The following is a 14,547-nucleotide window of genomic DNA, read 5'->3' as shown; positions in this document are numbered from 1 at the left end:
AGGAAGCCCCCTCTAGAAACGATAGTGCGAGAACGCACGGTTGGACTCGGCCATCTTGTAGAGATCCTCGCGGCGCTTGACCGAAGCGCCCTGGCCCTGGGCGGCCTCCATGATCTCGTTGGCAAGGCGCTCGCGCATGGTGTGCTCGCGGCGCTTGCGGGAGAAGTCGACGATCCAGCGGATCGCGAGAGTGGTCGCACGACGGGAAGGCACTTCCATCGGGACCTGATAGGTGGCGCCGCCGACGCGCTTGGGCTTGACCTCAAGCGTGGGGCGAACGTTGTCCATGGCTTTCTTGAACACGGACAGGGGATCCTCGCCGGTCTTCTCCTGAACGAGGTCGAACGCGCCGTAGACGATGTTCTCGGCGAGGGATTTCTTGCCATCAAGCAGGACCTTGTTAATCAGCTGCGTGACAAGACGGTTGTTGTACTTGGCATCCGGCTGCACTTCGTGGCGGATGGCTGCTGCGCGACGCGGCATTCTTTCTCCTTCGAGATCTTGCGCACTTCCGAACCCGTTGGGTCCATTAGACCGGCCGCTTCCTTTATATTGCGGCGTTCAGCGGTCCGTGCGGCTTACTGACAACTTATTTGGGGCGCTTGGCACCGTAGCGGCTGCGCGCCTGCTTGCGGTCGTTCACCGCAGCGCAGTCGAGCGCGGCGCGGATGACCTTGTAGCGCACGCCGGGCAGGTCCTTGACGCGGCCGCCGCGGATGAGCACCATGGAGTGCTCCTGCAGGTTGTGGCCGATACCGGGAATGTAGGCCGTAACCTCCATGCCGTTGACCAGACGCACGCGGCAAACCTTGCGAAGAGCCGAGTTCGGCTTCTTCGGGGTGGTGGTGTACACGCGGGTGCACACGCCACGCTTCTGAGGGTTGCCCTTCAGAGCAGGGGTCTTCTTCTTGTCGACCTGCTTGGCGCGGCCCTTGCGGACCAGCTGGTTGATTGTAGGCAACTTCTTCTCTCCTTCTTACAATCGAAATGTGCCTTCAGACCCGATTTTCACCAGGTCATTTTCGAGTTAAGCCCATCGGTCGAACCGAGGCGCCTAAGCTCTCGTCCCGCCTTCCCGCGTGAGTTCGGGCATGGCAGAACAAGCGCCTCATCAGACGCGCTGGCAAACACTATCACCCGCCATCTGGGTTGTCAAACGCCACGCATCCGGGCGTATCTACTTTGTCTCCACAGAGAGAACACACCGGAAACCCCGGTGTTGCCGATCCGCGGAGACCGCCGTCGAAATTCGCGTGGCCGGTCCCAGCGAGCTGCGGCAGAAAGCCGCCGCCGAACGCACAACAACGTTGCGGCGAAGGCGGGCCTACGACCCCAGGATGCGCGCGGCCACCTGCTTTTTGCGTGACAGGACGCCGGGCATCCAGGTGCCTCCCCTGCCCGTGCACGATATGCCGAACGCACGGTTGAGCAGCTTGCGGTTGCCCTCGCACAGAAACTGACTTCCCTCGGCGATGATATCGGTCACCATGAGAAGCACGAACTCGTACTTTCCCGCCTCCAGAAGGCGCCGCATCTCGGCGCGGATCTCTCGCTCCCGGGCAAGCGAGGACTGCAGATCGACGGTTTCGTGCTGCGCGATGAGCACGACGCTGTCCCCCACCTGGAACTCTTTGGCGTCGGCGCCGACGAACTTGTCGATGGGCATGTGCTCGTCGCCCCCGCGCAGCTTGAAGACGCCCATTCCGAACTCCATCGGATCGACCCCCAGCACTTCGCCCAGATAAGCGGCGATGCGCTCGTCGGTGGGCGTGGCCGTGGGAGACTTCAGGATGACGGTGTCGGTCATGAGCGCCGATAGGAGGATCTCGGCGATATCCGCGGGAATTCGGATGCCTTCGCGCTGGAACTCCAAGGCGACGATGGTCGCCGACGATCCGACGGGCAGATTCAGGAACCTGATGGGGTTGACGGTGGACACATCGCCGATGCGGTGATGGTCGATGATCTCGACGACCTCGGCCTCGTCGATGCCGGGAGCGGCCTGCCGACGCTCGTTATGATCGACCAGGATCACCTTTCGGTGAGGCCTCACCGCCACATCGGAGCGCGTGACGATGCCGACGGCCCACCCGTCGTCATCGAGCACCACCGCCTCGCGAAGGGGGCTTGCCATCAGGTCGTCGATAGCCTCTTTCAAGATAACCTCGGCATCGAGCACGAGCACCTCGGTTTCGAGGATCTCGTCGACCGCCTGATCGAGCGAGGCGATGAGGTCGGCGGCGACGGCGTCTTGGGATGAGCCCTGCGTGAGGACGTCGGTGGCCGAGATGTATCGCTCGGCGATCATGCGGGTGGTGACCAGGCCCCGGTACGTCCCGTCGTCGTTGGTGACGACGAGAGCGCGGATGTTGTGCTTGCGCAGCATGCGTCCGGCCTCGAGCAAGGTGGCGTGGCGGTTGATGGAAACGGGGTTGCGCGTCATCACGTCGGAAACGCGCGCATGCACGTGCCCGATCATGCGGGGCGCCTCGATGCCGCAGCGTCCAAAGACGCCGGCAGTCTCGGGGGGCAGCGGCCCCAGACGGGCAGGCACGTAGCGATCGGGCTCGCACCCGTCGGCGGCATCGCGTGCAGCGACGGCGTTTTTCAGATAGGCGTAGGCAACCGCCGAGCTGATGGCATCGTTGTCGGGATTGCGGTGTCCGATGACGATGATGGTCGAAGACATGAAGGCTCCTCGGATCGGGGCGGCGAAAAGCCGCAGATGCAGGATATCCCGATCATTCTAGCCAAATCCTGCGACGCGAATGCGTTTCGATGCCGTACGGACGATTTCTCCCGGCAAATGCCGAAGCGGGGGCGCCTCAGCCCATCTTCACGATGGGAGCGTAGTCTTTCAGCAGCTTCTTAACCTGTCCGGTTTTCGAGAACTTCACGAAGATGGTGTCTCCGTCCACCTTGGTGATCACGCCGGTGCCGAAGGTTTTGTGGCTTACCCTATCGCCCGCCGAAAAGCTCGCGCGCGCGCCCGCTTGCGCATCGGACGCCGAATCGAAGCGCGTCCGGCCGCGACGCGCGCGCTCGCCCGCACCGTGCGCGCTCGAACGGCCGAACACGCGGCCTTCGCCCGCCTCCGCGCCCGACCCCGCGATACCGCGGCGGCTGCCGCGCTTCTCCCAGCCCGTACCCGCAAAACCAGCCGAACCCACGCCCACGGCACTGCGCACCTCGGGGGGGATCTCGTGAACGAAGCGCGAAACCGGGTTCACCTGCGTCTGGCCGTAGATGGTGCGCTGGCTGGCATACGTCAGGTACAGATATTTGCGCGCGCGCGTGATGGCGACGTAGGCAAGCCGGCGCTCCTCCTCAACACTGGCCGACTCCTGGATCGAACGCGCGCTGGGAAACAGGGATTCCTCCATGCCGGCCACGAACACGCAATCGAACTCGAGGCCCTTCGACGCATGCACGGTCATGAGCGTCACCGCATTCCCATCGTCTCCCGCGGCATCCAGATCGGTGCGCAGGCGCACCCACTCGATGAAGTCGGCCAGGGAATCGCCGCGCAACGTGCGCACTTCGGGGCGCGGCGACCCGCTCTCGCCGGAAGAGATCGTGGGGGCCTCGAACAGCGCATCTTCATCGGTATGCGTATCGGCGAACTCGTCGACGACGCCGAGGAATTCGCGGATGTTGTCGATGCGGCCGCGCGCCTCGTCGGTTCCTTCGGCTTCAAGCGCCGTGATGAGGCCCGATCGCTCGATGATGGCCTCGACCACCCGTCTCAGATCGCCCGAAAACGAGCGGCCGGCCTCGAGAATGCCCAGGAACTCCCCCAACGCCGAGCGCGTCGCAGCGCGCAGAGACTGATCGGCCAGAGCCATCTCGGCTTCCTGCAGAAACGTCGTGCCGGCCTCGCGAGCGCGGCCCTCCACAAGCTCGATCGTGGTCTTTCCCACGCCGCGCCGCGGCACGTTGACCACGCGCTTGGCCGCAATGTCGTCGGAAGGGTTCACCACGCACGTCAGGTACGCCATCACATCGGAGATCTCCTGGCGCTCGAAGAAGCGCGTTCCGCCAACGATGCGGTAGGGCACGCCCGCACGCAGGAACATATCCTCGATCATGCGCGACTGGGCGTTCGTGCGGTAGAAAACCGCCATCTGGTTGTAGCTCATGCCGTCGCCATGGCGCTGCTCGATGCGCCCGGCGATCCAGCGGCCCTCATCGCGCTCGTCAGAGGCGCAGTACACCTTCACCGGATCGCCGTCCTGCGCCTCGGTGAACAGGTTCTTCACCTTGCGTTCGGCATTGTTCGCGATCACGGCGTTGGCGGCCTTCAAGACGTTGCCCACGCTTCGGTAGTTCTGCTCCAGCTTGACGGTGGTGCAGCTCGGGTAATCCTGCTCGAAGTCGAGGATGTTGCGCAGGTCGGCTCCGCGCCACGAGTAGATGGACTGATCGTCGTCGCCCACGACCATGATGTTGCGGTGCCGGGCCGCCAGCAAGCGCGTGATCTCGTACTGGGCATGGTTGGTATCCTGGTACTCGTCCACCATGATGTAGCGGAACCGCTCCTGGTAAGCCGCAAGCGCATCGGGGTAGTGCTTCAGCAGCAGGTACCCGTACAGCAAAAGATCGTCGAAATCGAACGCGTTGGCCTTGCGCAGACGATCCTGCAGGCGCTCGTACACGCGCGCGGCAACCTTCCCCACTGGATCGCTCACGCGGGCTGCGAAGTCTCCGGGAACCGCGAGTTCGTTTTTAGCCTGGGAGATACGTCCCCGCAGCGCTTTGACGGGAAAGCGGCGCGGGTCGATGTCGAGTTCGGCCATGATCTCTTTAACCAGGCGATTCGAGTCGGAATCGTCGTAGATGGTGAAATTGCGCGAGAATCCCAGACGCTCGGCGTCGGCGCGCAGCATGCGCACGCACATGCTGTGAAACGTAGAGACCCACATGCCGCGCGATCGCGGGCCGATGATGCCGGCGACGCGCGACTGCATCTCTTTGGCCGCCTTGTTCGTGAACGTGATGGCGAGGATCTCCCACGGCGCTACGCCCAGATCGTTCACCAGATGCGCGATACGGTAGGTGAGCACGCGCGTTTTTCCCGATCCAGCGCCCGCCAAAACCAGCAGGGGACCTTCGGTGCATTCGACCGCTTGACGCTGGGGGCCGTTGAGCACGGAAAGATCGATCGACATAGAGCGCACCTTCCTCGATCGCGCGGACAGCTGGTCCCGCGGTTACGATTCCATCTTGATCGGGGGATTCGATATCGTTGAAACGGCAGTCCGCCTGAGGTTTCCCGCAAGCGGAGGGCCTTCCGTATTATAGATGAGAAGCGCAACCGGAGACGCGCCGAAGACCTTCTTGAATAAAAAACCGAATCAAGCGTGAGTTTATTCTCTCGTTCAAACCCCTTGTCTTGCTTTTGCGCAGATACGCTAGAATGTACCGGGCAATGTAATCGGGCGGGTGGCCCGGTATATGCATAAGGAGTCTGATGGAACTCACACTCGGCGCGTTCATCGAACAGGTCGCTGTCTACCCCTCCCTCGCCGTCATCATCTTCCTGGTTATCGGCGTGACCGTCATCTCCGGGGCAACCGACGCCCCCAACGCCATCGCAACCGCGGTATCGACCCGCTGCATGACGCCGACCTGCGCGCTTGTCGTGGCTGCGGTGTTCAACCTGCTGGGCATCATCCTCATGACCTACATCTCCACCGCCGTCGCCCACACCATGTTCTCGATGGTGAATTTCCAAGGCGATACGCACCAAGCGCTGATGGCGCTCGAAGCAGCGATGATCGGATCCATCATCTGGGGTTTTATCTGCTGGTTTCTGGGCATTCCCGCTTCTAAGTCCCATTCGCTCATCGCCGGGATCACCGGCGGCGCCATCGCGCTGAACGGGTGGGCGGGCGTCGTGCCCTCCGAATGGGTGAAGGTTGTCTACGGCATGGCCTTCTCACTGATCGCCGGATTCGCCCTGGGATGGGTCGCGGTGCGGATCCTCGAGAAGCTCTGCGGATCGATGAACCGCAAGGTGGCCAACAATCGCTTCACGATGGTCCAGAACATCAACGCCGCGCTCCTGTCGTTTCTCCACGGAGCCCAGGACGGCCAGAAATTCATGTCCATCGGCCTTCTGGGCATCGCACTGGCTTTCGGCTCGGAATCGTTCGAGGGAACCGGGTTTCCCCTGTGGCTCATGCTGATCTGCTCGCTTGCCATCTCGCTGGGCACGTTTCTGGGGGGCAAGCGCATCATCAAGTCGGTGGCCATGGACATGGTGAACCTCGAGAAGTACCAGGGAGCGGCGGCCACCTCGGGCACGATCGTCACCCTGTTCATTTCCAGCATGACCGGCATGCCCGTCTCCACCTCCCACGCGAGCACCGCGTCCATCATGGGCGTCGGCGCTTCGAACAACCCCCGCAAGGTGAAATGGGGCATCGCCAAGAACATGGTGCTGGCCTGGATCCTCACCTTCCCCTGCTGCGGGCTGATCGGCTTTCTTCTGGCCAAGGCCTTCATGATGCTTTAGCGCAGCGACGCTTCTGCAAACGCCGCTCCTCACCCGACGAGGATCGGGCGTCGCTGGTATCCCACCTGCACCGACGCATGGTGACCCTCTTGCTGAACAACGCCCGACAGTGCTTCGCGCGCAGCGCGGTAGGTGTTGGCGTTCTCGGAAACATGGAGCGCCGCCACGGCCTCGAGCCGCGGGCATAGAAGCGTCCGCAGCGCAGAAGCGCTCTGGTCGTTGTTGAGATGCCCTCGATCGGATGCGATGCGGCTCTTCACATAGGCCGGATAGTCGGCCGCATCCAGCATCTTCAGCCCATGGTTGGCCTCGAGCCCCAGAATGCGCACATCGCCGAGAGCCTCGCGCACCTGCGGCGAAACCATGCCCGTGTCGGTTGCGAATCCCAGGGCGTCGCCCCCGCACTCGAAGCGGAACCCGAACGATGCCGCTGCGTCGTGCGCGGTGCGAAACGGATGGATGCTCATTCCCGCCGCCGATATCTGATCGGCATCCGAAAACGATCTCATCTCGAAATCGGATCCGAGATCGGAAAGGGCTTTCGAGGCGCTCACGCAAGCCGCGGGGGCATAAAGGGGCGGACGGTGCCCCAGCTTGGAAAGCCCGCGCATTACGACGCCGAGGCCCTTCACGTGGTCGGCATGCTCGTGAGTGACGACCACCGCTTCCAAACCGGACGGATCGAACCCCGTTGCCGCGCAGCCCTCCAGAAACGCCCGCTTGGAGATCCCGCAGTCGATGAGAACGCCTTTTCCCGTGTTCGTATCCTCGACTATCGACGCATTGCCCGAACTGCCGCTTGCAAGAACGTGAAGCCTGAACACCCGCTCCATCACGCGCTCATCGGGGTATCCGGCTTGACCGCGCACAGGATGCGCGGGCGATCCGCAAGGTCGCGCACAATGCGCACGGAGGCGAACCCAAGGGAGCCGGCGTAGGCGGCGGCATCATCGAGGCAGGTCTCGTGCAATTCGACCGCCAGCGCACCTCCCGGGCGGAGAAACGCGAAAGCCCAAGAGGCAAGGGGTCTGAACACGTCCAAGCCGTCGTCTCCCCCGTCGAGGGCCAGCGAAGGCTCGAAGTCCGCCACTTCGCGCGGCATGCCGCCCAAAACATCGGTGGGGACATAGGGCGGGTTGGAAACGACCAGATCGATGCGACCGCGATACCGTTCGGGGATACCTCCGCCCAAGCTGCACGAAAGCACCTTGACGCGATCAGACAGCCCCAGATCGGAAGCGTTCTGTCGGGCAAGATCCACGGCTTCGGCAGAAATATCGGTTGCAAACGCGCTCACCAGCGGATGCTCGTAGGCCAGCGAGCAGGCGATGCAGCCCGAACCGGTGCACAGGTCGGCCACCAGAAGTCCCTCGGGTTCTTCGGCCCGCGCTCTTTCCCGCGCGGCCAGCAAAAGCTCCCTTGTTCGATCCGAAACCCCGCTTGCCGCAGGATCGCCCTCGATGCGCTCGGCCTCGGCCGCAAGCGCTTCGACGAGACCGTCTTCGGCCCGACGCGCGGCCGGGCGTGCGGGAAGCAGCGCGAGCGCTTCGCTTACCAGCACCTCGGTCTCGGGACGGGGAATCAGCACGCCCTTGCGGGTTTTGAGGACGATATGGCGAAACGCACACTCCCCGATGATGTATTGCAGCGGCTCCCCCGCCCCGCGACGCTGGACGAACGCCCGCATCCGCTCGAGCTCGGACGGATCGAGCGGACGGTCCAACGCGGTGTAGAGGCCGACACGCGAAAGACCGCATACGGCCCCCACCAGCCACTGAGCCGACAGTCGGGGATTATCGTCCCCCTTGCGACCCAGGTACGCCTCGGTCCACTCCAACATGCGGCGAACGGTCCACGTTTCGGTAGAATCGGGCATTGGGCTTCCCTACACGGCCGCTTCGAGCTTCTTCGCGCGGTCGGCGGCCTGCAGCGCCGTGATAAGCTCGGCCAAGCCCGCTCCCCCCGCGTTCAGCAGCACGCCGTTGTACGTGCCGTTGTAGCCGATACGGTGATCGGTCACGCGATCCTGGGGAGCGTTGTACGTACGGATTTTCTCCGACCGGTCTCCCGATCCGATCTGACTGCGACGGGCCGCGCCCTCGGCGGCCTGCTGCTCGGCCAGCATCTTGTCGTACAGGCGGGCACGGAGGACGGCCATGGCCGCGATCTTGTTCTGCAGCTGGGACTTCTGATCTTGCGACTGAACCACCAAACCCGACGGGATATGCGTGATGCGCACCGCCGAGTCGGTGGTGTTCACGCACTGACCGCCCGGACCGCCGGCTCGGTACACGTCGATGCGCAGGTCGTTCTGATTGATGTCGATCTCGACCTCGTCGGCTTCGGGAAGAACCGCCACCGTCGCCGTGGAGGTCTGGATACGGCCCTGGCTCTCGGTCTTGGGAACGCGCTGCACGCGATGGACGCCGCTTTCGTACTTCATGACCGAATACACCTTGTCGCCCGAAATCTTGAACTCGATGGTCTTGAACCCGCCGGCCTCAGACGGGCTGGAAGACAGAACCTCGATCTTCCATTTGCGGGAGGAGGCGAAGCGCTCGTACATATTGAACAGATCTCCGGCGAAGATGGCCGCCTCATCGCCACCCGCCGCACCGCGGATCTCGACGATGGTGTCCTTCTCGTCGGCCGGATCGGCCGGAATGAGCATGAACTTCACCTCTTCGGCGATGCCGGGCAGCTTCGCCTCAATTGCGGCGATCTCTTCCTGGGCGAACTCCTTCATATCGGGATCCGCCAGCATTTCTTTGGCCGCAGCAAGATCGTCTTCGGCTTCGACGTAAGCGCGGGCCTGGGCAACGAGCGGACCCTGGTTCGCGTACTCCTTGGCAAGGCGGTTGTATTCTTTTTGGTTGCCGAGAACCTCGGGATCGCCCATCCTGACCTGAAGTTCCTCGTAGGCCTTGATAATCTTCTCGAGCTTCTCGCGCATATTCGCTTCCTGCATGGGATATTCCTTCGTCGCTTCGAAACAGACTCTTTCGTTTAAGCACAAGGAACCATGCTATCAGATTCCCTCGAATTCCGCAGCGTTCTCCGCAGCCTGCGCACCATCGGAAATCGCAGTTGAAACCTGGCGAAGGGTCTTCGTGCGCACATCGCCGGCGGCGAACACGCCCGCAACCGACGTATGGCCGGTTTCGTCGGAAACGATGTATCCCCTTTCATCAAGCTCGAGCGCATCGCCCAGAAACTCGGTGTTGGGAACGGTGCCGATGGCCACGAACACCGCATCGGTGGCGATCTCGCGCACTTCACCGCTTGCGACGCCCTTCACACGCAAGGCGCATACCGTGCCGTTATCCCCCGAAACCAGCTGATCGGGAACGGAGTTCCACACAAACTCGACGTTGGGAAGCGCTTCAAGGCGCTTATGGTAAACGGCCGTTGCACGCAGCTTGTCGCGACGGTGAACCAGGTACACCTTCTCGCAGATGCGCGACAGGTAGATCGCATCGGCGGCCGCGGTGTCCCCGCCGCCGACGATGACGGCCGTCTTGCCCCGGAAGAAGTTGCCGTCGCAAGTCGCGCAATACGACACCCCGCGGCCCTTCAGCTCATCCTCCCGATCGATTCCCAGATTACGTGGGCGGGCTCCGGTCGCAACGATAACGGTGCGCGCTTCGATCTCTTTGCCGCTGGCCGTTCGCAGCACTTTGGGAGAGACGGAGAAGTCAACCGAGACAATGTCTTCGGAAGCCATGGAGGCACCGAAGTTCACAGCCTGCTGCTGCATCGCGAAAGCGAGCTCGAAGCCGCCCGTACCTTCGGGAAACCCGGGATAGTTCTCGATGATCTCGGTCTGGGCGAGTTGTCCGCCTGCTGATATGCGCTCGAACACCGATACGTTCAAACCGGCGCGCGCAGCGTACAGGCCGGCAGTCAGACCGGCGGGACCGGCGCCGACAACAGCCACATCAAGCATGTCTCTTCCTTCGGTTCCAGAGCTCATGAACGCCCCTTCCTTTGCTGTCTCTTAAATCAATTGTGTACAATATTATTATCCGCACATTCGATCAAGCGAAGTTGCACGAACGTTACATAACGATCCCCGTTTCGCCAAGAGCGTCAACCTCGCGCACCTCCTTTTTCACGCCGAAAGATCGCGCCCCCAACCTCCCATCTCAACCGAAACCCGCTTTTCAGCTCCGCTGGCCAGCACGGTGCGACACTCACGGGAAATCCAAGGACGGATCGGCATCCCTCTATTGACAACCTCAGATAACTTCTTTAAGTTAGCGCTGTTTTACTTTCAAGTGTCGAAAGGAGGCTTGCGATGAACGGAACGAAGACCCTCGAAAGCATGATCGTGCACCACTGCGCTCCCGTGTTGGGGGGAATCAAATCGGGGGGCCTGTTCAACGTACCCTTCGACGCAAAAGCCTCCCTTGCCGCCAACGAGAGCGCCTTCAAGGGCTCAAAAGACGTACCTGGCGGATCCTTCTCCCGATCCCTTCGAGAAGCCCAAGTCAAACTTGCTCCGTTGGGCGTTTTCGTCGATATCCTCGCGACGCGGCCCTTCGGCGCGCTCGTGTACGTGTACCGTCCCGACATGGTTGTCCGCACGCTGCGACAAACCAAGCCTATGCGTTTCCTGCAAAGCTACGGTTATCCGAACACCTGCTCTGTCAAGCCCCACATCGAACGCATGAGACGGCGCATCGCCGAGACCGACGCGTCCACCTCGTGCGCACACGCCTGTCGATTCCCTCACGAGATCGGCCTGTTTCTGGGCTATCCGCTTGAGGATGTGATCGGGTTCATCGAAAACCAGGGACGAAACTGCCTGGCATGCGGCTGCTGGAAGGTGTATTCGAACGAGCGCGACGCGCAAACCTGCTTCGGATGCTTCCGGTCGTGCACGAAGCAAATGCGCACGCTCTTCCGCGAAGGAGTCCCCATCGAAGAGCTCGCGCGCCTGCACATCCCCGTAGATGCAAGGCAAGCACGCCTTAAAGCCGATGAGTCGCATGCGAGCGCACGATAGCGCCCTCGCATGCGCTTCCTTGGCGAACGCGAACGGTTTTACCTGAACGGCAACGAATGAGTGAGGAGCACGAACATGAGTAACGTCGCAGTGGTTTTCTGGAGCGGAACCGGGAACACCGAAGCTATGGCCGACCTGATCGCGCAGGGAGCATCGGCCAAGGGGGCTAAGGTCAGCATCATACAGGCATCGGATTTCGGAGCCGACAAGCTGGACGGATACGACGCCATCGCCTTCGGGTGCCCTGCCATGGGCGACGAAGAGCTCGAAGACACCGAGTTCCTTCCCATGTACGACGAAGTCGAGCCCCTGCTTGGCGACCGCAAGGTGGTCTTGTTCGGCTCGTACGACTGGAACGACGGGGAATGGATGGAACTGTGGGAACAGCGCGCAGAATCTGCCGGCGTCAACGTCGTCGACTCTCTGATCGCGAAAGACTATCCCGATGACGAAGCATCCGCCGAGTGCATGCGCGTCGGAGCCCTGCTCGTTTAGGGCTTCCGGAAAGCGTCGAAAGACGCAGCGAGCACCGCAGAGGCAACTTGATCGAACAACAAAAAGGCCCCGCATCGATACCGATGCGGGGCCTTTTGCTCGAAACGGGCGAAACGGACCGGCGACAAGCCAAAACGGCGCTTGTCGGGAGTAAAGCCGCATTGAAAGGTCCTCCTCCCGGACAGCGCCCCCGAACGCTGCTCCCCAGCGCGTTTGGGCAATCTTGTCGGACTTAAGAACCCAGTTGGTGTCTTTTTCACCGACAACCAGGTAGCCTTTGCTGACGATCCTGAAAGAATCGACGAAGCTTTCTCCGCCCGTAGAATAAGACACCTTGCCCAATCCGTAGTAGTTGGCCCCAGCTGGAAGCGAGGCAGTTTTGCGCGACTCTTCAACCCACAGAGAGTTACCGTACGTAGCAACCGGGTAGTAGTACTCCCCCACTTTCACGTAGGCCTTGGTGTTGGCCATATTCGATCCGATAGAGCTTGCAGAGCGAACCATCCCATCGGTCGGATACAGCATGCTGCCCGAGGTGTCGATGACCAAAGTAACGTCTGACCTGCTAGAATTTTTCGCAGAGGTGGAAGAGCCCCTCAGCGTGAGATCGAGCGTGTACGTGCCGTTCCCGTTGGGTTTCAGCTCTTTAGCGGCGACCGGCCGAACCTCCGCCGCCGCGTGCAGCTCAGCAGTAGACCCCCGACAAGTTGAGGATCCCCGTGGCAAAAGCCCCTCCCACGCCGAGGGCGGCAGCCGCCGCGACGAGGACAGCGACCCTGCAAGCCCTTGCTCTCACGCTTGCCGCTTTCCGCAGATGCGAAAGCCGAGAAGCTTCCGAACAATTACCGAATACCATTCCGAGCACCTAGCCCTCCGCACTCACCAAGCCCAACGAACGTTGCGCCCGCCGGGTTTCCGCCTACGTCATTGTTGATCGCGTTCTTTTACACAATACGCGAAACCTCACGCGCGCTCATCGCATTTGAGGGTGCCCCATACATGCCGAGCGCCCCATGATCCATGGGGCGCTCGGCTCGATATCCAGAAACGAAGGAAAGCGGCGTACGCGATTCCTACGCGAATATGAACATGAGGAAAAACGCTACCGTTGCAACCCACATAAGCGGCTTGATCTCGCCGATCTTGCCCTGGGCAACCTTGATAACCACGTAGGACACAAAACCGAACCCGATGCCGTCGGTGATGGAGTAGGTCAGCGGAATACCCATGATGGTGATGAACGCGGGGAACGCCGAATCCATGGAGGTCCAGTCGATCTCGCCCACGCCCGTCATCATCAGATAGCCCACAACCACAAGCGCGCCGCAGGTCGCGGGAGCCGAAACCATGCCGATCACCGGCGCGAAGAAGGCGAACACGGCGAACAGGACGCCGATGATGACGTTGGACAGACCCGTACGCGCGCCCGCGACCGCGCCCGCGGTGCTCTCGGCATAGGTGGTGATGGAGCTCGCGCCGAAGAAACCGCCCAGCACCGCGGCAGCCGAGTCGACCATGAGGATGGGCTGGATATCCTCGATGTTGCCGTCCTTGTCAACGAAGTCGGCGCGATCGGCCACACCCATAACCGTACCCATAGTGTCGAAGAAATCGCTCATGAGAAGCGAGAAGACGAACATGAGTAAGGCCGGAGTCGTCACGACCTGCAGGATGGCCACGGTATTGGACTGCGGATCGATCTGGAAGGGCGCTGCGAACGCGGAAAAGTCCAAACCGAAATTCATGGTGGTGGGCATAACCGTCACGCCCAGGGGGATGCCCACGATGGTGGCCGCGACGATGGAGATAAGCAGCGTGCCTTTCACCTTCAGGGTTTCAAGCACAACGGCGAGCGCGATAGCCACCAACGCCACGATGCACTGAGCGCTGGTCAGATCGCCCAGCGTGAGAATAGTGGCCTCGTTGCCGACGATGATGCCGCCGCCCTTGAGACCGATGAACGCCACGAACAGACCGATGCCGATGCCGATCGCGCGCCGCACGTTGACGGGAATGGCGTCCATGATGGCCTTGCGAAGCCCGCACAGAACCAGCACGAGGATGAGCACGCCTTCCAGGAAGATGACCGCCATCGCAACACGCCAATCGACGCCCAGCGCAGTCGCGCCGCACAGGCTGTAAGCGACGATCGCGTTGATGCCCATGCCCGAGGCAAGCGCCAGCGGACGGTTGGCGAAGATGCCCATGGCGATGGTCATGATGGCCGCGCCGAAGCACGTCGACGTAAGAGCGGCATCGAACGGGATGCCTGCGATGCTCATCATCAGCGGGTTGACCGCAATGATGTAAGCCATGGCCAGAAACGTAGTCAAACCACCGATGACCTCGTTTCCAACCGTGCTCTTCCTTTCGGAAATCTTGAAGAACTGATCCACTCCCTTTTTCTCCTTCCCAACCGAGAGCGCAAACGAACTGCCGGCACAACGTATGCCGCGCGCCCTCCCTGCGATGAAAACCACGGTGAGATTTTACACCGAAAAGCCACGTGCAAACCTCTTGCAATCCC

Annotated in this window: 12 protein-coding genes; 3 read left to right on the top strand and 9 right to left on the bottom strand. The window is 61.7% G+C overall.

The window, feature by feature from the left end:
- Positions 1-12: 12 nt before the first annotated feature.
- The 4 genes from rpsG to EIH26_RS04675 all read right to left on the bottom strand — a co-directional run bounded on the left by rpsG (position 13) and on the right by EIH26_RS04675 (position 5,168).
- Positions 13-483, bottom strand: coding sequence for a 30S ribosomal protein S7 (gene rpsG / locus EIH26_RS04690; protein WP_124061113.1), 471 nt, complete (start codon positions 481-483; stop codon positions 13-15).
- Positions 484-589: 106 nt separating this feature from the next.
- Entirely contained in the window at positions 590-961 is a 372-nt protein-coding gene (gene rpsL, locus EIH26_RS04685) for a 30S ribosomal protein S12 (RefSeq protein WP_039688617.1), read from the bottom strand.
- A gap of 363 nt (positions 962-1,324) precedes the next feature.
- The gene (locus EIH26_RS04680; RefSeq protein ID WP_124061112.1) at positions 1,325-2,689 is read right to left on the bottom strand and encodes a putative manganese-dependent inorganic diphosphatase; all 1,365 of its coding nucleotides are present in this window, start codon (positions 2,687-2,689) and stop codon (positions 1,325-1,327) included.
- Between the two features lie 136 nt (positions 2,690-2,825).
- Entirely contained in the window at positions 2,826-5,168 is a 2,343-nt protein-coding gene (locus EIH26_RS04675; RefSeq protein WP_124061111.1) for an ATP-dependent helicase, read from the bottom strand.
- Positions 5,169-5,470: 302 nt separating this feature from the next.
- Here EIH26_RS04675 and EIH26_RS04670 point away from each other — a divergent pair, with 302 nt between their 5' ends.
- Positions 5,471-6,517, top strand: coding sequence for an inorganic phosphate transporter (locus EIH26_RS04670; protein ID WP_124061110.1), 1,047 nt, complete (start codon positions 5,471-5,473; stop codon positions 6,515-6,517).
- Positions 6,518-6,546: 29 nt separating this feature from the next.
- Here EIH26_RS04670 and EIH26_RS04665 read toward each other — a convergent pair whose 3' ends face one another.
- The 4 genes from EIH26_RS04665 to trxB are packed head-to-tail and all read right to left on the bottom strand — an operon-like array spanning position 6,547 to position 10,463.
- Entirely contained in the window at positions 6,547-7,350 is an 804-nt protein-coding gene (locus tag EIH26_RS04665; RefSeq protein ID WP_241152760.1) for an MBL fold metallo-hydrolase, read from the bottom strand.
- Positions 7,350-8,393, bottom strand: a complete 1,044-nt coding sequence (locus tag EIH26_RS04660; RefSeq protein ID WP_124061109.1) for a HemK/PrmC family methyltransferase — start codon at positions 8,391-8,393, stop codon at positions 7,350-7,352. Before EIH26_RS04660 ends, EIH26_RS04665 begins: the two co-directional genes overlap by 1 nt.
- Positions 8,394-8,402: 9 nt before the next feature.
- Positions 8,403-9,485, bottom strand: coding sequence for a peptide chain release factor 1 (gene prfA, locus EIH26_RS04655; protein WP_241152759.1), 1,083 nt, complete (start codon positions 9,483-9,485; stop codon positions 8,403-8,405).
- A 60-nt stretch (positions 9,486-9,545) separates the two neighbouring features.
- Positions 9,546-10,463 carry a thioredoxin-disulfide reductase gene (gene trxB / locus EIH26_RS04650; RefSeq protein ID WP_241152758.1) on the bottom strand — a complete coding sequence of 306 codons (918 nt, stop codon included), beginning with the start codon at positions 10,461-10,463 and terminating at the stop codon, positions 9,546-9,548.
- A gap of 351 nt (positions 10,464-10,814) precedes the next feature.
- On the opposite strand from trxB, the gene EIH26_RS04645 reads away from it, so the two are divergent.
- Positions 10,815-11,525 (top strand): DUF3793 family protein, encoded by a 711-nt coding sequence (locus EIH26_RS04645; RefSeq protein ID WP_124061107.1) that lies wholly within the window; start codon positions 10,815-10,817, stop codon positions 11,523-11,525.
- 75 nt (positions 11,526-11,600) lie between these two features.
- Entirely contained in the window at positions 11,601-12,020 is a 420-nt protein-coding gene (locus EIH26_RS04640) for a flavodoxin (protein WP_124061106.1), read from the top strand.
- A gap of 1,073 nt (positions 12,021-13,093) precedes the next feature.
- Here EIH26_RS04640 and EIH26_RS04635 read toward each other — a convergent pair.
- Positions 13,094-14,416, bottom strand: a complete 1,323-nt coding sequence (locus tag EIH26_RS04635; protein ID WP_124061105.1) for an NCS2 family permease — start codon at positions 14,414-14,416, stop codon at positions 13,094-13,096.
- Between the last annotated feature and the right edge of the window lie 131 nt (positions 14,417-14,547).

This window comes from Gordonibacter sp. Marseille-P4307, assembly GCF_900604965.1.
In the GTDB taxonomy this organism is placed as follows: domain Bacteria; phylum Actinomycetota; class Coriobacteriia; order Coriobacteriales; family Eggerthellaceae; genus Berryella.
The sequence above is the reverse complement of the archived record's forward strand: the minus strand, read 5'-3'. Positions and strand labels throughout refer to the sequence as shown.

What these genes read in the sequence shown, in the direction of transcription:
- EIH26_RS04670 (WP_124061110.1), top strand. Translation starts at nt 5,471, where the DNA reads ATGGAACTCACACTCGGCGCGTTCATCGAACAGGTCGCTGTCTACCCC.
- EIH26_RS04645 (WP_124061107.1), top strand. Translation starts at nt 10,815, where the DNA reads ATGAACGGAACGAAGACCCTCGAAAGCATGATCGTGCACCACTGCGCT.
- EIH26_RS04680 (WP_124061112.1), bottom strand. Translation starts at nt 2,689, where the DNA reads ATGTCTTCGACCATCATCGTCATCGGACACCGCAATCCCGACAACGAT.
- EIH26_RS04640 (WP_124061106.1), top strand. Translation starts at nt 11,601, where the DNA reads ATGAGTAACGTCGCAGTGGTTTTCTGGAGCGGAACCGGGAACACCGAA.
- EIH26_RS04665 (WP_241152760.1), bottom strand. Translation starts at nt 7,350, where the DNA reads ATGGAGCGGGTGTTCAGGCTTCACGTTCTTGCAAGCGGCAGTTCGGGC.
- rpsG (WP_124061113.1), bottom strand. Translation starts at nt 483, where the DNA reads ATGCCGCGTCGCGCAGCAGCCATCCGCCACGAAGTGCAGCCGGATGCC.
- EIH26_RS04675 (WP_124061111.1), bottom strand. Translation starts at nt 5,168, where the DNA reads ATGTCGATCGATCTTTCCGTGCTCAACGGCCCCCAGCGTCAAGCGGTC.
- trxB (WP_241152758.1), bottom strand. Translation starts at nt 10,463, where the DNA reads ATGCTTGATGTGGCTGTTGTCGGCGCCGGTCCCGCCGGTCTGACTGCC.
- EIH26_RS04660 (WP_124061109.1), bottom strand. Translation starts at nt 8,393, where the DNA reads ATGCCCGATTCTACCGAAACGTGGACCGTTCGCCGCATGTTGGAGTGG.
- prfA (WP_241152759.1), bottom strand. Translation starts at nt 9,485, where the DNA reads ATGCAGGAAGCGAATATGCGCGAGAAGCTCGAGAAGATTATCAAGGCC.